Origin of the sequence: Haloferax elongans ATCC BAA-1513, assembly GCF_000336755.1 — an archaeon.
In the GTDB taxonomy this organism is placed as follows: Archaea; Halobacteriota; Halobacteria; order Halobacteriales; family Haloferacaceae; genus Haloferax; species Haloferax elongans.
The window spans coordinates 138,695-156,697 of sequence record NZ_AOLK01000012.1; the positions used below are offsets into that span (position 1 = coordinate 138,695).

Annotated in this window: 16 protein-coding genes; 3 read left to right on the forward strand and 13 right to left on the reverse strand. The window is 63.6% G+C overall.

Annotated features, from left to right (window positions below):
- Positions 1-18: 18 nt before the first annotated feature.
- Together C453_RS06090 and pyk are read right to left on the reverse strand one after the other, a co-directional pair.
- Entirely contained in the window at positions 19-234 is a 216-nt protein-coding gene (locus C453_RS06090; RefSeq protein ID WP_008323365.1) for a DUF7312 domain-containing protein, read from the reverse strand.
- A gap of 90 nt (positions 235-324) precedes the next feature.
- The gene (gene pyk / locus C453_RS06095) at positions 325-2,085 is read right to left on the reverse strand and encodes a pyruvate kinase (protein WP_008323366.1); all 1,761 of its coding nucleotides are present in this window, start codon (positions 2,083-2,085) and stop codon (positions 325-327) included.
- A gap of 162 nt (positions 2,086-2,247) precedes the next feature.
- Between pyk and C453_RS06100 the strand changes: the two genes are divergently transcribed.
- Entirely contained in the window at positions 2,248-3,066 is an 819-nt protein-coding gene (locus C453_RS06100; RefSeq protein WP_008323367.1) for a cytochrome b family protein, read from the forward strand.
- A gap of 10 nt (positions 3,067-3,076) precedes the next feature.
- Here the strand turns inward: C453_RS06100 and C453_RS06105 are convergent, their stop codons facing one another.
- The 8 genes from C453_RS06105 to ppsA all read right to left on the reverse strand — a co-directional run bounded on the left by C453_RS06105 (position 3,077) and on the right by ppsA (position 11,926).
- The gene (locus C453_RS06105; RefSeq protein ID WP_008323368.1) at positions 3,077-3,382 is read right to left on the reverse strand and encodes a hypothetical protein; all 306 of its coding nucleotides are present in this window, start codon (positions 3,380-3,382) and stop codon (positions 3,077-3,079) included.
- Between the two features lie 114 nt (positions 3,383-3,496).
- On the reverse strand, positions 3,497-3,802 hold the full coding sequence (locus tag C453_RS06110) for a hypothetical protein (RefSeq protein ID WP_008323369.1): 306 nt from the start codon (positions 3,800-3,802) through the stop codon (positions 3,497-3,499).
- Positions 3,803-3,881: 79 nt separating this feature from the next.
- Positions 3,882-5,954, reverse strand: coding sequence for a methionine--tRNA ligase (gene metG, locus C453_RS06115; RefSeq protein WP_008323370.1), 2,073 nt, complete (start codon positions 5,952-5,954; stop codon positions 3,882-3,884).
- A 264-nt stretch (positions 5,955-6,218) separates the two neighbouring features.
- Positions 6,219-6,896 (reverse strand): LiaF transmembrane domain-containing protein, encoded by a 678-nt coding sequence (locus C453_RS06120; protein WP_008323371.1) that lies wholly within the window; start codon positions 6,894-6,896, stop codon positions 6,219-6,221.
- 142 nt (positions 6,897-7,038) lie between these two features.
- Complete coding sequence (locus C453_RS06125; protein ID WP_008323372.1) at positions 7,039-7,605, reverse strand: YqaA family protein; 567 nt, start codon at positions 7,603-7,605, stop codon at positions 7,039-7,041.
- Positions 7,606-7,649: 44 nt separating this feature from the next.
- Positions 7,650-8,723 carry a tyrosine decarboxylase MfnA gene (gene mfnA / locus C453_RS06130; RefSeq protein ID WP_008323373.1) on the reverse strand — a complete coding sequence of 358 codons (1,074 nt, stop codon included), beginning with the start codon at positions 8,721-8,723 and terminating at the stop codon, positions 7,650-7,652.
- A gap of 86 nt (positions 8,724-8,809) precedes the next feature.
- Complete coding sequence (locus tag C453_RS06135) at positions 8,810-9,547, reverse strand: CPBP family intramembrane glutamic endopeptidase (RefSeq protein WP_008323374.1); 738 nt, start codon at positions 9,545-9,547, stop codon at positions 8,810-8,812.
- 111 nt (positions 9,548-9,658) lie between these two features.
- Positions 9,659-11,926, reverse strand: coding sequence for a pyruvate, water dikinase (gene ppsA / locus C453_RS06140; RefSeq protein WP_008323375.1), 2,268 nt, complete (start codon positions 11,924-11,926; stop codon positions 9,659-9,661).
- A gap of 383 nt (positions 11,927-12,309) precedes the next feature.
- Here ppsA and C453_RS06145 point away from each other — a divergent pair, with 383 nt between their 5' ends.
- The gene (locus C453_RS06145) at positions 12,310-12,909 is read left to right on the forward strand and encodes a J domain-containing protein (protein WP_008323376.1); all 600 of its coding nucleotides are present in this window, start codon (positions 12,310-12,312) and stop codon (positions 12,907-12,909) included.
- A gap of 81 nt (positions 12,910-12,990) precedes the next feature.
- On the opposite strand, the gene C453_RS06150 is transcribed toward C453_RS06145, so the two are convergent.
- Entirely contained in the window at positions 12,991-13,770 is a 780-nt protein-coding gene (locus C453_RS06150) for a DUF7839 domain-containing protein (RefSeq protein WP_008323377.1), read from the reverse strand.
- A 111-nt stretch (positions 13,771-13,881) separates the two neighbouring features.
- Between C453_RS06150 and C453_RS06155 the strand changes: the two genes are divergently transcribed.
- The gene (locus tag C453_RS06155) at positions 13,882-14,574 is read left to right on the forward strand and encodes a metallophosphoesterase (protein WP_008323378.1); all 693 of its coding nucleotides are present in this window, start codon (positions 13,882-13,884) and stop codon (positions 14,572-14,574) included.
- 56 nt (positions 14,575-14,630) lie between these two features.
- Here C453_RS06155 and C453_RS06160 read toward each other — a convergent pair whose 3' ends face one another.
- Positions 14,631-16,970 (reverse strand): methyl-accepting chemotaxis protein, encoded by a 2,340-nt coding sequence (locus C453_RS06160; RefSeq protein WP_008323379.1) that lies wholly within the window; start codon positions 16,968-16,970, stop codon positions 14,631-14,633.
- Positions 16,967-17,938, reverse strand: a complete 972-nt coding sequence (locus tag C453_RS06165) for a glycine betaine ABC transporter substrate-binding protein (protein ID WP_049907545.1) — start codon at positions 17,936-17,938, stop codon at positions 16,967-16,969. Before C453_RS06165 ends, C453_RS06160 begins: the two co-directional genes overlap by 4 nt.
- Positions 17,939-18,003: the final 65 nt, after the last annotated feature.

Genomic DNA, 18,003 nt, shown 5'->3' on the forward strand with positions numbered 1-18,003 from the left:
GACCAGCGAGGCCGACAGTCAGAGCGCGTTCGGGAACACTGCGGCCAGAAGTAGCCCGACCGTCAAGAGAACCCCGAGTACGACGAATAGGACGTTTTCGGCGTTCGGCGACCCCGGTTCGATTGGCTCCTCCTCCGGGGGCTGGTCTTCGATGAGGCCATCTGGTCCGACCTCGTCGACGCCGAATCGCCAGTCACCGTCGTTGTCGGCTTCGGAACTGGGGGAACGTGACATCAGTTTCGAATACGCGATGCGTTCTGAAAGGGCTACCGCACTCGTGGTCGGAGCAGACGACCGAACTCGTGTCCGACGTGGGCGACCCAACTAGTCCCGCTCTGAGCGGTCGAACCCGATGACGTCGCCTTCGTAGACGATACCACGTTCGGCGTGCAGCGTCACGAGCGACCCGTCGCTGACCGTGGTCGGGAGGGGTGCGCCAGAAATCATCGGAATATCGAGTTCGCGGGCGACGAGTGCAGGGTAGCCCGTCATCCCGGCGCGGGCATCGACGATACCTGCAAGCTTGTCGGCGTCGCCGTCGAACTCGCCGTCGAAGTCGGCAGCGAGCGAGAGAATCGCACCCTCGGGCACGTCCGAGAGGTCGCCGTCGCTCGTCCGGTAGACGGGGCCGGCGACGCGACCACCGACCACTTTCCGGCCGTTGGCGACGGATTCGGCGGCGACGTGGACTTTGAGCATGTTCGTCGTGTTCGTCCCTTCGAGTTCCGTCATCATCCCGGAGAGGACGACGATTGTGTCGCCGGACTCGGCGACGCCAGCGTCGATGGCGGCCGTGACGGCGTCGTCCATCACGGCTTCGACGCTATCACTGTAGTCGGAGTACTCGGCGGAGACACCCCACGAGAGGGAGAGTTGTCGGCGAGTGCGGTCGTTCGGAGTGACCGCGACGACGGGGACACCGGGGCGGAACTTCGCGGTCTTCCGGGCGGTGTACCCGGACTCGGAGACGGCGACGACGGCGGCGGCGTTCACGTCGCGGGCAAGGTAGCGCGCAGAGCGGGCCAGTGCCTCGGTTCGTGAGTTTTCGTCGGCCGTCGGGACGCGCTGTTCTTGGCTCTCGTCGTATTCGGGGCTGGCTTCGACTTCCTTGACGATGCGGGACATCGTCTCGACGACGCGCACGGGGTGGTCGCCGACGGCCGTCTCGCCGGAGAGCATCACGGCGTCGGTGCCGTCGAGGACGGCGTTTGCGACGTCGGAGGCCTCGGCACGGGTGGGCCGACGAGCGCGGACCATCGAGTCGAGCATCTCGGTCGCGGTGATGACCGGGACGCCAGCGGCCTGCGCCTTTCGGATAGTTCGCTTCTGGATGATTGGGACCTCTTCGAGCGGGCACTCGACCCCGAGGTCGCCGCGGGCGACCATCACGCCGTGGGCCGCCTCGATAATCTCGTCGAGGTTGTTGACAGCGCCGACGCGCTCGATTTTGGCGATGATGGGAATGTCGGCACCGAGTTCTTCCAGCGTGTCGCTGATGGTGTACACGTCGGCCGCGTCGCGGATGAACGAGGCCGCGACGAAATCGACTTCCTTCTCGGCGGCGAGTTTCAGGTTCTCGTAGTCGCTGTCGGTGATGAGGTCGATGTCGAGGTCGACGCCGGGGACGTTCACGCCCTTCCGGGAGCCGAGTTGGCCGCCGGAGACGATTTTCGCGTAGACGGAGTCGTCTTCGACGCGCTCGACGGTCGCTTCGATACGACCGTCGTCGAGGAGCACTCGGGCACCGGGTTCTGCGGCGGAGATAGAATACGAGAGACCAACTGCTTCGGGTGTCGCCTCGTCACCCTCGTAGAACTGAACCTCGCTTCCCGTTTCGAGGTAGATGTCGTCGTCGATAGGGGCGGTTCGTACTTCAGGGCCCTGCAGGTCGAGCATGGCCGCGAGCGGTTCCTCGGTCGCGTCGTCGACAGCGCGGATGCTGTCGATGACCTCCGACCGGTGTTCGACGTCTCCGTGGCTCGCGTTCATCCGGGCGACGCTCATTCCAGCGTCGGCGAGCCCACGAATCGTCTTTCGGTCGAAGGAAGACGGACCGAGAGTACAGACGATTTTCGCGTTTCGCATAGCGCGACCTACGGCCGAGAAATAAAAAAGCCCAATGATAAACTCGGTGTCGAGTAATTGGTTCACATACGTACGCTATTGAGACGCAGTCCCGGCGTTTTCTCTATTTGGTGGTTGTGAACGTGCCGCATTGTTTTTGCTCTCAGAAACCAACATAGGGGTATGCGCCGAACTGACGGCCCACTTCGGACCGATGGGGGAACCGGTGCGGGCGACACGTCCGGGGCGGACAGTTCACCTGAAGCCGACGGAGGTCTTCCGACCGGACCGATTCCACCGGACGACGAGACGCCGACGTGGCGCGAACGAAAGGAACGAAAGACAGGACTCGCTCGGCTCACGTACGAGTACTTCGAACGCTCTCGCTACGAGGACCAAGAGCTGAGACAGTCGTCAGACTACGTCGAGCGCGACGTACTGGCGTTCCCGACGTGGCCGCACGAGACGGTTCGGAACCTCTCGATTGCGTCGTTCTTCGTCGGAATGATTCTGTTCCTCTCGGCGACGATGCCGCCACACATTGGCGCGCCCGCGAATCCGAGTCAGACGCCAGCGATTATCCTGCCCGACTGGTACCTCTACTGGTCGTTCGGGCTGCTCAAACTCAGTCCATTGAATCCAGACCTCGCCATCCTCGGCGGGCAGAAAATCATGGCTGACCGTACCTACGGCGTTCTCGCGAACGGCGTCGTCGTCGGCTTCATCGCCATCGTCCCCTTCCTCAACAAAGGAAGCGCTAGACGCCCGGTCGAAGAGCCGTTCTGGGCGGCCGTCGGTGTCTTCGGTGTGGTCTTCGCGCTGACCATCTCGCTGTTGGCAGTGAAGAACCTCATGCCGATGAACGTCGACCTGCTGTTCGACCTGACGTTCCTGCTCCCAATCGTCCTCGGCATCGTCACCTACGCGGTGCTCAAGACGATGCAGGAGGGCTACATGTACAACCTCAACCGCCGTTACTACCGGCTCAGACCGCCACGATAGGGGCTTTTGGTCACGGGACCGCGACGCTGGTCCTGTATATGTTCCCGTCGTAGCGGACGTAGCCGGGGTCGATGAACTCGTTTCGGTCGGTTCCCTTCTGAATCGTCGCGCTCCCGTCTGTTTCGAGCGCCTGCTGGAACACCGACTGCTGCTTCGACGAGAGGTTCTCGAACGAGACGGCACCCTCGCCCGCTGGTAGTTCGTCAACCACCTCGACGGTCAACTGGCCCGTCCCGTTGCTCCCGCCGAGACAGCCCGCAGAGAGCACGACGAGCACGACGACGAGTGAAACGGTAAACGAACCAGTGAGTCGCATGCCCGACGGTCCGCCGGTAGGAATAAAAGTGACTCCGGTTGCGGCGCGACATTCGAGACGCGAACATGCTACGACATTCGAGGTACGACCGGCAGAAAAGCCGCGTGCGACGACTCAGTTCGACGTGACGGTCGTCTTGTAGATGCCCCCGTCGTAACGGACGTAGCCGGGGTCGATGAACTCGTTACGCGCGGCTTCGTTCGGTAGTTCGACGCCGCCTCCCGTCTGGAGCGCCTCTCGGAAGGCCTCACGTTGGTCGGGGTCGAGGTTGTGGAAGGAGACTGCACCCTGTCCCTGCGGGAGGTCGTCTACCTGTTCGACGGTCAGCGTTCCTGCAGACCCGCCCAGTATTCCGAACGCGACCACGGCCACGACGGCCACGACGACGACTCCACCGACAGTTCGGCCATCGAGTTCCATAGCCATCGCTCGGCAGTCAGGACAGATATCGGCTGCGAAACTGTGCTGGGATTCGAGGGTGAAATCCCGCTCGGGAGACTTACTGGACCTTGGTGCCGGGAACGGCGTCCTCGTAGGTCGTCAGCAGGTCGGCCTGCTCACCGGCAGCCAGAAGCATGCCGTTGGACTCCGTACCGAACAGTTCGGCCTTTTCGAGGTTGGCGACGATGATGACCTTCTTGCCAGCCAGCTCCGAGAGGTCGTGGAGCTGTTTGATACCGGCGACGATTTGGCGCTCTTCGACGCCGATGTCCACGGTCAGCTTGGCGAGTTTGTCGGCCCCGTCGATGCCCTCGGCGTCGATAATCTCGCCGACGCGAAGGTCGAGGTCCTGGAACTCCTCGAAGGAGATGCGGTCGTCGGCGATGGGTTCGAGGTTAGAGTCGGCTTCCATATCGTCGTCTGCGTCCTCCTCCGCCTCGTCGCTTTCGGATTCCGTCGCAGCGACGCGCTCGGCGAGCTTTTCGTTGAGTTCCTCGACGCGCTCGTCTTCGATTTTCTCGAAGAGTGCCTCGGGTTCGTCGAACGACGCCGCCGGAGCCTCGAAGGCTGCGTCGACGCCCACGTCCGCGACAGCGCCGTCTTCGCCGAGTTGCTCCCAGAGTGCCTGCATCTTGTCGGGCGCGACGGGCTGGAAGAGGACGGCGACGGCCTTCGCAATCTGAACGCAGTCGCGGATGACCTGCGCGGCGGTCTCGGGGTCCTCGTCGGTGAGCTTCCACGGTTCGTTCCGCTGGATGTACTCGTTGCCGAACTGCGCGAGGCGGACCGCGGCGTTGCCGGACTTGCGAATCGAGTAGTCGTTGATACCGGCTTCGAACTCCTCGATGGCTTCCTCGATGCGGTCGCGGACTTCGGCGGAGAGGTCTGCTTCCGGCGTCCCCTCGAAGTTGCGGTAGGCAAAGAGCATCGAGCGGTAGAGGAAGTTGCCGAGGGTGCCGACGAGTTCGTTGTTCACGCGCTCGCGGAACTTCGACCACGAGAAGTCCACGTCCTGCTGGAACCCGCCGTTGGTGGCGAGGTAGTAGCGAAGCAGGTCGGGGTGGAAGCCCTCGTCGAGGTACTCGTCGGCCCAGACGGCGCGGTTGCGTGACGTCGAGAAGCCCTTGCCGTTGAGCGTGATGAAACCGGAGGCCATGACGGCGCGCGGTTCCGTGTAGCCTGCGCCCTTGAGCATCGCTGGCCAGAAGACGGTGTGGTGCTGGATGATGTCGCGGCCGATGATATGGACGATGTCGCCGCCGTCACGCCACGCCGCTTCCCAGTCGAAGGTGTCGGCACCGACGCGTTCTGTGTACTGCTTCGTCGAGGCGATGTACTCGATAGGGGCGTCCACCCAGACGTAGAGGACGAGTTCGCCCTCGTCGTCGTCGGGGTAGTCGATACCCCAGTCCATGTCGCGGGTGATACACCAGTCTTGCAGTTCGCCTTCGATCCACTCGCGGGGCTGGTTCTGCGCGTTCGAGGTGCCTTCGAGGCGGTCGATGAACTCCTGAAGGTACTCTTGGAGGTCCGAAACGGCGAAGAACTTGTGTTCGCGCTCGCGGTACTCTGCGGGGTTGCCGGTGCGAACCGAAGTTGGGTTCTCGATTTCGCCGGGTTCGAGGTGGCGACCACAGCCTTCGTCACACTCGTCGCCGCGGGCGTGTTCGCCGCAGTACGGACAGGTTCCCTCGACGTAGCGGTCGGGGAGCCACTGGTCCGCATCGGGGTCGTAGGCGACCGGAATCTCCTTCTCGTAGACGTAGCCCTCGGCTTCGAGCGTGCGGACGATTTCCTGCGTCAGTTCGGTGTTCGTCTCGTCGTGGGTGTGGCCGTAGTTGTCGAAGTCGATGTTGAACCGCGGGAACGTCGCTTCGTACTTCTCGTGGTGGCGGAGTGCGAACTCCTCGGGCGTGACGCCCTCTTCTTCGGCGTTGACGGCGACCGGGGTGCCGTGCATGTCCGAACCGCTGACGAAGGCGGTCTCTTGACCGAGTGTTCGCAGCGAGCGACTGTAGATGTCGCCGCCGACGTACGTTCGAAGGTGGCCGATGTGCAGGTCGCCGTTGGCGTAGGGCAACCCGCACGTCACCACCGCTGGGTTCTGTGTGGGGAAGTCCTCGTGGCTCATATGTGTCGTGTATCTCGGATGCGGGCCTAAAGCCCGCCGGTACGGATGTGTCTGTCAGTCGATGCGGAGACGGCCCGGGGTTCGCCGGGTTCGGACTCGCCATGTGTTACCGCGGCGAGCACCGAGAACGGGTCCACCCGTGGCTAAAAGGAAGAGCACATGCGCATGTTGTCGGGAAGGCCCGTCGCTGTCACACCGAAACGAAAGCAGAGGGCGAATATAAAATGTCGGGCTTACTATCGTCGACGGCCAGCGACACCGAGTTCAGTCTTTGACGGTCACGCCGCCGAAGGCGCAGAACCCGGAGAGGACGAGGTCCACCGAGTCGTGGGTCGGTTCCTGTCTCGGCCGTTCGTCTTCGACCCCGCCGAGGACGGGCAGCACGTCCAGTTGGACGTTCCAGTCGCGCGGGACGACGACTTCGACGCCACCGAACAGGCACGTCGTGTTCACCCGAACCGGACTGTCGAGTTCGACTACGTCGCGGAGGTCGAGGTCGACGCCACCGAAGAGCGCGGTGATGTCGCCACCGGCGAACCGACCGGTCGTCGCGCGTGCTTCGCGCCCGCCGAAGACGGCGACGAGGTCGACACGGTCGCCCGTGATTGGTTCGACGGACGAGCGGAACCGACCGAGTGCCATCGAGAGGCCGAGGATGACGAGCAGGACCGGCCAGAACGACAGGAGTTGCGACCCGGTTACGACGTCGAGCGCGACGGCTTGCCACGCTCCCGCGACGGCGATGAGGACCAGCGGGCCGCCGACGTTTCGGAAGCCGCTGGCGGCGAGCGCGTAGACGCCCGCGAGGACGAACAGCGACGGGACGTACCGAAGGAGTCCGGTCGTGTCGTAGAGGCCGGTGGTGTTCGCGAGCAGTACAAGGCCGACGAGGACGATTGCGCCCCCGACGACGACCTGATTCGAAATGCGTCTGTAGGCCATGGCTCTAGTACACGGCACGGAGAGATAACCCAAACAGCCGATTCTCACATTTTGAGGGGGGGGGGACAGTCAGATTCGGCGCTTGAGGGGAAACAGTCAGACTCGCGGCCGAGAAGAGAATTCGCGGCCGCTCTGTCGCGACTCAGATAACCGCTGCGATGGCCTCGATACCGACGAGCGTCACGATGAGTCGCCCGCAAGAGCCGACGAACGTTGCGGCGGCGAACTTGAGGTAGTCGTCTTCGAGGACGGCGAAGGCGTAGATAGAGAGCGTGTCGGGGAATCCGGGGACACAGAGGGCGGCGGCAAGTCCGGCGAAGCCCCAGTTCTGGGCGATTTCGACCGCTTTGCGTTCTGACCATCCCATCACGTCTACTGGGAGGCGTGCGAGGAATCGCTCGAAGTAGCCCGATTCTTTCGTCTCGCGGCCGATGTGGAACGCGAAGACGCTGCCAGCCGACTTACCAGCGCCGCTGACGAGAATGATGAGTGCGAGGCGGGCACCACGGGACAGCCCAAGGTCGAGCGGTGCCGCGAGGACGATTTCGCTCACGCCCGGGAGCGCGAACGCAATGAGAAATGAGTAGACGAAGATGATGGCCAAACCGACCCACCCGGTCGCCGTCTCGACGAGCGACGAGAGCCACGCGAAGTCGGGGAAAACACCGAGTGTCAGGTCAGCGAGCGACACGAGTGCGTCCAGAGTCACACCAGAGGGTCACAACTAGGCGGTTGTAAGCTTTCAGGTTCGGGTCAGTTGCGCGCCGGCCCGCGTGCGATATCGTCGAGGTCGGCGAGGAACGCCCGAAGCGACTCGCGGGTGACGTGCGGCATGCAGACGACGCGGAGTTCGCCGGAGGCAGTCCGCGATATTCGCCACCCGAGGTCCCGAAGCGAGTCGAATTCGGGTTCGGGAAGGCGCGCGGCGACAAGCGGGAGTTCCGGTTCGACCGCGTCGTACCCGCGCGCGACGAGTTCGTTGTAGAACCAGTTCGCGTTCGCCTGCTGGCGCTCGTACGTCTCGCGGTAGCCGTCGGGCCACAGTTCGCGCATCGCGGCCGCGGCGGATGCGACGCCAGCGCCGCTTCGCGTGCCCGTGAGGCTCGCCTGCGACGCGGATTCGAGATACGGTGTGTCCACCGCGAGCGCGTCGAGAACCTCCTTGTTGCGGAATAAGAGCCCGCCAGCGGGGACGACCGCCTGCCCGTACTTGTGCGGGTCGATAGTCATGGAGTCGACCGGTGCGTGGGCGAACGACCACTCGTGGTCGGTAAAGGGGAGGATAAAGCCGCCCCACGCGGCATCGACGTGCATGAGCGCGCCGGCGTCGTGTGCGATGTCGGTCAGTTCGGGAATCGGGTCGACGCGACCGAACTCGGTCGTCCCGGCGACGCCCGCGACGAGAATCGTATGGTCGTCGACCGCTTCGCGAACCGCCTCGGTGTCGGCTCGGTAATCGCCGTCGACCGGGACGATTCGCAACTCGACGCCGAGTACGTCTGCGGCCTTCTGGAAACTGAAGTGGATGCTCTCGGGTGCGACGACGTTCGGGTTGTCGTCTCGGACGAGATTTCGCGCGGCCCGAATGGCCTGAATATTCGCCTCTGTGCCACCGCTGGCGATGTAGCCGTGTGGCTCGTCGAGGCCGGTTATCTCCCCGAGGGATGCGAGGGCGTCCTCCTCCTGGGCAGCCACCGCTTGGTAGGTGGCTGGGTCGCCAGGATTCGTCGCCAGAAATCGTTCTGCGGCCTCGCGGGCGGCCGGATGTGGCTTCGTGCACATCGACGAGAGGACGCGGTCGAATTGTTGCGGTGCCGCGCGCTGCATGCATCCCTGTATATGGGCACCCAGTATATCGGTTCCGCTCCATTGCGACGGAGTGGCTCACCACGAACTCGATGTCGAGTTCACGTTCATCCCACGGCCAGCGTCGAGAGAAACAGCGTCGCGTTGTACAGTGCGTGAACCGCGATGGGAACGACGAGATTGCCGGTCCGTTCGTAGACGGTCCCGAGGACCGCACCGACGAGAAACAGCGTCGTGAGTGGGACGACCACGAGGACGCCGCCGCCGATGAAGTTGAACACGTGGAGCGACGCGAAGATGGCGCTGGCGAGTGCAATCGCACTGACGGGGCCGAACGTCGCACGGAGTCGCCCCTGAACCGCGCCGCGAAAGAGCAGTTCCTCGCCGGGCGCGATGACGAAGATAGAGAGGAGCGCGAGCGCGACGAGCAGCCGAGAGTCTGCGGTCCCGGATGCACCGAAGACCGACCGAAGCGGACTGAGGTCGACAACCGTCGACGCGACGAGGAGGCCGGCGACGGCGGCGAAGCTACCAACGAGTCCGACTGCGACCCACGTAAGGTCGCGCCGCGTGGGGACGCGAATCGGCACCCCATCGAGGAGTGTCATGGCGGCGAGCACCCCGACGATGGCAAATCCGAGCTGAGAGGGTATCAACGCGACCAGAAGCACGACTGATGGCTCTTCGGCGAGCGGGATTCCGAGTGCTAACAGGGGAACGAACGCGGCGATAGTGAGGACGACCCCGAGTACGAGACCGGCGACGACGATGGCGAGTGCCACGGCGACGGCGCGCACGCGAGCGAGGACACCCGTGCGGGAGGGGACCGCTGCGATGGAGGGCATGGGAGACAGACGAATCGGTCAGCCTAGAGAGACGACGGTGTCGGACAAAAAAGCGCGCGTCGGCTCGTTTCGGATGCTGTAGCGCGGAGGCGAGAAAACAGCGTCCGCGACTTAGCGAACCGAGTCGAGGATGAGGCGCTGTTCGACGCGCTTGACCTCGTGTTGGACATCGCGGACGGCGTCGATGTTCGCCGAGATGGAACTGACGCCCTCGTCGACGAGGAACTGGACCATCTTCGACTTCGAACCGGCCTGGCCGCAGATACTCGTTTTGACACCCTCTTCGCGACACGTCTCGATGGTGTCGCCGATGAGTTTGAGCACGGCCGGGTGGAGTTCGTCATAGAGGCCAGCGACGTGCTCGTTGTTGCGGTCGACCGCGAGCGTGTACTGGGTCAGGTCGTTCGTCCCGAAGGAGGCGAAGTCGATGCCTGCGTCGGCGAGTTCACGGATGCCGAGCGCCGCGGCGGGAGTTTCTATCATGACACCCCACTCGCGCTTGTCGGGGTCGATACCCGCTTCTATCATGTGCTCTTTGGCGCGGAGCACGTCCTCGGCGTCGTTGACGAGGGGGAACATGACTTCGACGTTGTCGTACCCCATGTCGAACAGTCGCCGGAAGGCGTCGAGTTCGAGGCGGAAGATGTTCGGATTGTCGAGGCCGCGGCGGATACCGCGGTAGCCGAGCATCGGGTTGTGCTCGCGCGGTTCGTTCTCGCCGCCTTCGAGTTGGCGGAACTCGTCTGTCGGAGCGTCGAGCGTGCGGACGCGGACGGGTCGCGGATAGAACTCTTCTGCGACCTCGCGAACGCCGGAGATGATTTCGTCGACGTAGGCGCGCTCGCCGTTCTGTTCGATGTAGCGCTCGGGCGTCTTGCCGAGCGTCAGCACCATGTGCTCGATGCGGAGCAGGCCGACACCGTCTGCGCCGGTCGCCGCAGCGCGTTCTGCGGCTTCTGGAATCGACACGTTGACCTTGACTTCTGTCGCGGTCATCGGCTTGACTGGCGTCTTCGGACGCGCTTCTTCGACGGGTTGGCGCTGCTTCTCTTCGGGTTCTTCGCCCTCGCGGATGGTCCCCTTGTCGCCGTCGATGGTGATGACCTCGCCGTCGGAGATGGTCTTCGTGGCGTCGCCGGAGCCGACGACGGCCGGAACGCCGAGTTCGCGCGAGACGATGGCGGCGTGGGAAGTCATTCCGCCTTCGTCGGTGACGATGCCGGCGGCGCGCTTCATCGCGGGCACCATGTCGGGCATCGTCATCTCGGTGACGATGATGTCGCCTTCGCCGACCTGGTCGAGGTGGTCGAGTTTCGTGACGATGCGGGCGCGTCCCGAGGCGATGCCGGGGCTCGCGCCGAGGCCGCGAAGCATGACGTCGCCGTTCCCGGACGAGGAACCGCTCGTAGTCTCGGCGGCACTGCCCTCACCGTCGCCCGAGATGGTCGTAATCGGGCGCGACTGGAGCATGTAGACTTCACCGTCGTAGACAGCCCACTCGACGTCCTGTGGGGTCTCGTAGTGGTCCTCGACCAACTCGCCGAGTTCGACGAGTCTGTCGAGTTCAGCGTCCGAGAGCACGCGGGCGTGGCGCTTCTCGTTCGGCACCTCGCGGTCGACCGTCTCGCCGGTCTCCTCGTCGCGGATGCACATCATCTTCTTGTCGGCGATAGTGGCCGTCTCCACCTCGCCGGTCTCGCGGCTTACGACGTAGTTGTCGGGCGAGACGGTGCCGGAGACGACGGCTTCGCCGAGGCCCCAGGCGGCTTCGACGATAATCTGCTCGTCACCCGTCGAGGGGTGGCGAGTGAACATCACGCCGGATTTCTCGGAGTCGACCATCTGCTGGACGACGACCGCGATATCGACCTTGTCGTGGGGGAAGCCCTTCCGATTACGGTAGTAGATTGCGCGCTCGGAGAACAGCGAGGCCCAGCACTCCTTGACGCGTTCGAGGAGGGCTTCCTCGGTGACGTTGAGGAACGTCTCTTGCTGTCCCGCGAAGGAGGCGTCAGGGAGGTCTTCCGCCGTCGCAGAGGAGCGAACTGCGACGAACGCGTCCCCTTCGCCGAGACTTCCGTATGCGTCGAGAATCTCCTCACGGACGCTCTCGGGCATCGGCGTCTCCATGATGAGTTCGTGTGCTGCCTCGTGAGCCGCTTTCAGCGCCGCAGAGTCCTCGTGGTCGACGTCAACCGCGGAGAAGAGTTCGTCGTCGATTCCGGAGTCCTCGATGAAGGAACGGTACGTGCCCGCCGTCACGACGAACCCCGGCGGGACCGGAAGCCCCGCGCTCGTGAGTTCGCCCAGTGACGCGCCTTTGCCGCCGACCAAGTCGAGGTCGTCGGCCCGTACGTCGTCCAGCCAGACTACAGCCATGTGGTGTTCGTATGGTCCCACACACCGATAAAGAAGTTTGCGAACGTCACATCTATGAATAAAAAATAACTCGCGGGCGAGTATGAAATTGTTGCAGGAACCGTAATTTAGGGGCCTCAGCCCTCACAGCAGGCGACAATGCAGGGGTGGCGGAATACTTCTCGAATGTTTGTTTGGAACCCCAATGTATCTTCGGGTTCGACCAACAGCAGCCGAAACCGAGTTCTCGTTGGGAGACGCGGCGTGTGAATTTGAGTGCGTGTCTGAGGGCGTAATTCGAAAGCGAATCAGGGGACGTAATTCGGGAGCGGGAAACGCGATAGACGCGACAAGACGGGACGGGTAGCGAGGGGTTCTTGGTCGTTCGCCACCATATTGCTAGCGTGCTTCCGGAGTGGGTCTTTCTGCTCCCGTCGTGGCTCGTCGTGGGGCTCGTCGTGGGCGCGGTGGCCTCGGTCGTGGTCGCCGGAATCTTCGTCGTCGGCAATCGCCTCTTTCCGGAGCCGCGGGTCTCGTCTGCGACTCGCGTCGATGGTGTGGGTCGCCGCCGGTACGAAATCCGCGACTATCTCACAGCCATCGGCGAGCGATTCGTCGAGGACCAGCGCATCAACGACGAAGAGGTCGCGTTTTTCCTTCCGGAGCGTGGCGTCGCCATCACGTTCGACGCACAGGCGTTCTTCCGACTCGAACGCGCTGGTGTCTATACCGTTCTGTGCGAACACGAGATGCCGGGCCACCAACTCGGGCGACGGCTCCCGTTCGACGTACCCACTATCGAACCTGAACTGGCCGACCTCGACGACCCCGTCTCAGCCGCGTTCGACAGACTCGGTGTCTCGCCGAACGCGTCGTCGGGGACGGTCCGCGACGCGTATCGAAAACAGGTGAAAGACGTGCACCCGGACCACGGCGGCGATAGAGAGAGCTTCCGACAGCTTCGTGAAGCCTACACGATGGCGCGCGACCACGCCGAGGACTAAGCTAGCTTTCTACGCCGAGGACTACGCTGGATGCCTGTGCCGAGGACTACACTGTGGCACCCCCGCTGAGCGCGTCCTCCCTTACGGCTCCGTGACTTCGAACACTACGCCCGCGTCTCGGAGCGCGTCCGTCACACGCCCAGAGGTGTCGGTGCTGGCGACGACCACAGCGTCGAGGCCGCGCGCGGCGGCGTCCGCTGCGACTTCTCCCGGTGCGAACCACGTGGCGACCTCGACGTCTTCTTTCCGGCAGGCGACCACGGCCTCGACGCCGCTCGCGACGACGATATCTGCCTCCGCACACCGCTCTGCGAACGCGTCGAGGTCGGTTTCTGAACTGCCGCCGAGTCGGGCCGGGTGGATTTGCAGGACGCTCACGGCACCTGGTTCCATCTCGATGACGCCCTCGAAACCAGTGACGCTCACGTCTTCGCCCGCTTCGGCGTCGGTGGTTGCGACGCCGACGGCGGGACCTTCTTCGCCCGGTTCGGCGTGGAGAAGACCGTCTCGGAGCGAGAGCGTCACCGTCTCGCCAGCCGAGACGTCGCCGGTGGCGATGGCGGCGTCTTCGTTGACGCTCTCCAGTACGTCGTCGGTGACGTGGTCGGCGAATCGCTGGAGGGCGCGAACCTCGCGGAAGAGCCAATCAACGCCTTCCTTGGTGACGCGGTACCGCGAGCGACCCTCTTTTTCGACCAGTTCGTCTTCGACGAGGCCGCGGATGTACTCCGAAACGGCCTGACTCGTCACGCCGACGGCCTCGGCAATCTCGCCTTGACTCACGGCCGGCTGGCGCTCGGCAATCTCGGCGAGGATGCGGAGTCTCGTCGCTGTACGCTTGTCCTCGAGGGCACCGCTCATTATCCGGTAGAAGGACCGGTTTCATAAAAAAGGCCCGCGCTCCGGTGGCGTCGGATTGTCCCCAGTCTGGCGTGGCGGAGATGCTTTGTCACCACCCCCGTTATCTCCCGTGTGCTCAGTGTTGCCGTGCGTGACCGCGCTGTCTACCTCCCAGCAGCCGACGCTGTCGTCGTCGCCGACCTCCACGCCGGGCGCGCCGAGGCCTCAGACGTGTCGTTCCCGCTGGGTGAGCGTGCAGACCTCAGCCAGCGACTCGACGCGCTGTGTTCCGAGTTCGAACCGGCAGAAGTCGTCTTCGCCGGGGACGTACTCCACCAGTTCACTCACGTCTCGAACCGCGTCGCCGAGACGGTCGAATCACTCGCCGAGACGTGCCGCGACGCCGGGTCGAACCCCGTGTTCGTCGCGGGGAACCACGACACTGTCCTCGCCGACGCGTGGCCGGGCAACATCCACGACGAGTACAGACTCTCGGACGACACACTGGTTTCGCACGGCCATCGCCACCCCGATGGCTCGTCGCACCTCCACGTCATCGGACACGACCACCCGACAATCACTATCGACGGCCGGACGCGACCCTGTGTGCTCTACGGTCCCGACGCGTACCGCGGCGCGGACGTGCTGCTACTTCCGTCGTTCACCCGATTGGCTGGCGGTGTCGAAGTCAATCAGATGCGTGCCGACGATTTTCAATCCCCACTGGTCCAAGACGCGGACGTGTTTCGGCCACTCGTCCGCGATGAGGACGCTGGCGAGACGCTCACGTTCCCGCCGCTACAAAAACTGCGCCGGATGCTCTGAGTTGGCGGGCTGACGACCGAGAAGTTGGCCGGGAATGTGGCTCTTGAGGCGACTGCTCAGTGCTGCTCGTCGGGTGCCTCTGTGGCCGTATCCGCCTCACCCTCGCCACCATCGGCCGCGACGGAAGCGGGTTCGTCGGCGTGCGCTTGTTCTGACGCCGTAGACTCGTCCGCGCCGAGTCCCTTCTCGCCGGTGTCTACACTGGACTCGAAGTGTTCGAGCATGGACTGCAACTCCATGGAGCGGGCCGCGAGGCGGTCGATTTGCGAGGCAACGTCTTCGGTCACCGATGCACCTTCGTCGGCCGCGGTGGCGACGGTCTCGGCCTCGGCGGTCGTCTCCTCGGAGATAGCAGAGATGTGGTCGACCATCTCTGCGACCTGCTGGGTGGAGTCTGCTTGGCTGTCGGTTGCGTGGGTAATCTCTTGGACGCCGTCGTGGGCGTTTTCGATACCATCGACGATTTCGTCGAAGGCGTCGACCGCTTCGTCCACGCTGTCGCTCCCTTCGGAGACGTGGTCGCTCATCTCGTGGATACGGTCGACAGACGTGTTCGTCTGGTCTCTGAGCCCGGCCAGCAGTTCGGAAATCTCTTGGGTCGCTTCACGCGTCTCCTCGGCGAGGTCCTTGACTTCGGCGGCGACGACAGCGAAGCCTTCACCGGCCTCTCCTGCCCGTGCGGCCTCGATAGACGCGTTGAGCGCGAGGATGTTCGTCTGGTCGGCGATGTCCTCGATGAGCGTGACGACCTCACCGACTTGGGCCATCTGCTCGTCGAGTTCCTCGATTGCGCCAGCGGTCTCGTCGCTCGCGGCCTCGATGGTGTTCATCTTCGTGAGCGCGTCCTGTCCGAGGTCGTGGCCGACGCGGCCGCGACTCGCCACGTGGTCGAAGGTGTCTGCGACCTCGTTCGCCGAGGCGGCAATCTCCTCGATAGTGGCCGACAGCGTGCTCATCTCGTTGGCGACGCCGTCGAGTTTGTCGGCCTGTTCGACCGTCCCGTCGGAAATCTCTCGAATCGATTGGTTGACCTCCGAGGTGGCTTCGGTCACTCTGTCAGCGCCGTCGGACACTTGCTGGCTCGCCTCGACGACGTCGTCAGCGAAGGTCTGGACCTGCGCGACCGTCGCTTCGAGGTCGTCGAGCATCTGGTTGAACGCGATGCCAATCGCTTCCATCGCCTCGTTTTCGGACTCGGTATCAACTCGACGAGAGAGGTCGCCTGCCGCGGCCTCCTGCATCGCGTCTTCGTACGCCTCGGCTTTGCGCTCCAGCGTCTCATTCAACTCGCGCGCGGCGGACATGCGTTCGACGAGTGAGTCACGCATCCCTGCAATCGAATCGTACAGGACGCCGAGTTCGTCCTCGCGGTCAGATTCGAGCGTCACGTCGTAGTCACCGGCTTCGATGTCGCGAGCGCGGTCCGAGAGCTTCGAGAGCGACGATGCGGTCCCGCGTCCAATCGTGCCGCCGAGGACGATGACGCCTCCGAGCGCGATGCCGATGAAGAGCAGGATACCGTTTCGCACGTCTGAGACGACTTCGTACGCGCTCGACGTCGGCGTGTGCTTGACGAGAATCCAGTCGGTGCCTTGGATGGGCGCGTAGGCAGCCACGTAGTCAGCGTCGAGTTCCTGTTCTTTCGCGCCGTCAGTGATGAATCCCGACTCGCCGCGTGCACCCTGCTCGATTGCGGTCGACGACGCGTTGTCGTCGGCGAGGTACGACGTGAGGCGTTTGTCTTCGTTACGAGCGAAAAGCACCTTGCCGCCGGAGTCGACGACGTAGGTGAAGCTCCCGTTGTCGGCCGCGTTGAACTGCGACGAGAGGTCGCTGACGTCGACGGTGATGACGACAGCACCGTTGAAGACGCGGTTGACGGGGCTGACGAACGCCACGACAGTCTTCCCGTTTTCGTTCACGTACGGGTCCGAGACGAACACCGTCTCGAAGTTCGAGAATCCGAGGCGTCCGAACCACGGTTGCGACGAGAGGTCTTTGCCGACGGCGGCGTCGTTGGTACTCGTGACGACAGTCCCCTCACGGGTGTCGATGTAGTGGACGGACTGCGTCCCGGCTGGGAGCTTCTTCGACATCTCGCTTCGCAGGTGCGACTGAATTGCCGCGTTGTCGCCGGTGCGGAGCGTCGGATGGTCGGAGAGCATTCGCGTGACTGCGGCGTGGCGCTCGCGCCACTGCCCGATAGACGACGACTCCGCCTCGGCGCGGGCGGTGAGGTCGGCACGCACGTCACTTTTGATGGTACTCTCTGTCTGTCCCTGGACACCGACGCCAACGGCGGCGATGAGGACGACGATGACGAGCAACGCGAGCGCGAACTTCAGGAGGTACGATTCCCGGATTCGACTCGGAAGAACACGGTCGAGTCTGCTCATATGACTCCCTCCGAGGTTAGGAACTCGCGGGCGACGACCTGTGGGTCGGCACCGTCGAGGGCGACCTGTTTGTTCAGGGCCTGCATCGTCTCGTTGTCCTTCAACGCGGGACCAATCTTCGAGAGGACCGTCCGAATCTCGGGGTGCTTCTCGAACGTCTCTTTGCGCCCAATCGGGACGGGATTGTACACCGGGAAGAAGTTCTCGTCGTCATCCAGCGTTTCCAGCCCGTAGACGAGAATCTGCGGGTTCGTGGCGAAGCCCATTCCGACGGCGGCCATATCGGTTCGAAGGAACTCGTAGGTCAACCCGGAATCGACGACTTCGATGTTGTCTTCCCACGCTGCGAGCGCGTCGTCTTCGAACCCGTAGTAGTCGGCGAGCCCCGGCCAGCCGTCAGAGCGCCCGAAGAACCCCTCGCCGAGGACGATTTTGTCTTCGATATTGCCGGAGTTGACGTGCTCGGCGAGGTCGCTGATGCTTCGCACGCCGGTTTTGTCCATCCACTCCGGTGACGCGAGAAGCGCGTAGGTGTTGTCGAACAGTCCGCGGTCGAGTGCTTCTAACCCGTGTTCGTCGCGGATTTCGGTCTTCATCTCGTCGTAGAGTGTCGCCGGGTCCGACGGCGACGACTCGTGTTGCGGTGGGTAGAAACTCCAAATCGTCCCCGTGTAGTCCCAGTAGAGGTCCAGCGCCGATTCGAGAAGCCCGCCCCAGACGGCACTCGACCCACCGTACCTCGTTTCGTCGACCAGTGGCACGTCGGTCGTCGCGGTGATGGCTTCGTACGCCATGTAGCCGAGAATGACGTTCTCGGTGAACGATTTCGAACCAATCGTGACCGCTGTCCCGTCTCCTGACGAGGACGTGTCTCCCCGACTTCCGAGACACCCCGTAATCGAAGCGAGCGATGCACCCGCACACAGCGCACCACCCCCACGAAGCGTCTGTCTCCTAGTAACCCGCATACAGAAGGGGTAAAAATATCTGGTAAATAAAACCGAGGCGGCGGTTATCGAAACCGATAACCTTT

Coding starts and splice junctions, on each gene's coding strand:
- C453_RS06090 (WP_008323365.1), bottom strand. CDS start 234: ATGTCACGTTCCCCCAGTTCCGAAGCCGACAACGACGGTGACTGGCGA.
- pyk (WP_008323366.1), bottom strand. CDS start 2,085: ATGCGAAACGCGAAAATCGTCTGTACTCTCGGTCCGTCTTCCTTCGAC.
- C453_RS06100 (WP_008323367.1), top strand. CDS start 2,248: ATGCGCCGAACTGACGGCCCACTTCGGACCGATGGGGGAACCGGTGCG.
- C453_RS06105 (WP_008323368.1), bottom strand. CDS start 3,382: ATGCGACTCACTGGTTCGTTTACCGTTTCACTCGTCGTCGTGCTCGTC.
- C453_RS06110 (WP_008323369.1), bottom strand. CDS start 3,802: ATGGAACTCGATGGCCGAACTGTCGGTGGAGTCGTCGTCGTGGCCGTC.
- metG (WP_008323370.1), bottom strand. CDS start 5,954: ATGAGCCACGAGGACTTCCCCACACAGAACCCAGCGGTGGTGACGTGC.
- C453_RS06120 (WP_008323371.1), bottom strand. CDS start 6,896: ATGGCCTACAGACGCATTTCGAATCAGGTCGTCGTCGGGGGCGCAATC.
- mfnA (WP_008323373.1), bottom strand. CDS start 8,723: ATGCAGCGCGCGGCACCGCAACAATTCGACCGCGTCCTCTCGTCGATG.
- C453_RS06135 (WP_008323374.1), bottom strand. CDS start 9,547: ATGCCCTCCATCGCAGCGGTCCCCTCCCGCACGGGTGTCCTCGCTCGC.
- ppsA (WP_008323375.1), bottom strand. CDS start 11,926: ATGGCTGTAGTCTGGCTGGACGACGTACGGGCCGACGACCTCGACTTG.
- C453_RS06150 (WP_008323377.1), bottom strand. CDS start 13,770: ATGAGCGGTGCCCTCGAGGACAAGCGTACAGCGACGAGACTCCGCATC.
- C453_RS06160 (WP_008323379.1), bottom strand. CDS start 16,970: ATGAGCAGACTCGACCGTGTTCTTCCGAGTCGAATCCGGGAATCGTAC.
- C453_RS06165 (WP_049907545.1), bottom strand. CDS start 17,938: ATGCGGGTTACTAGGAGACAGACGCTTCGTGGGGGTGGTGCGCTGTGT.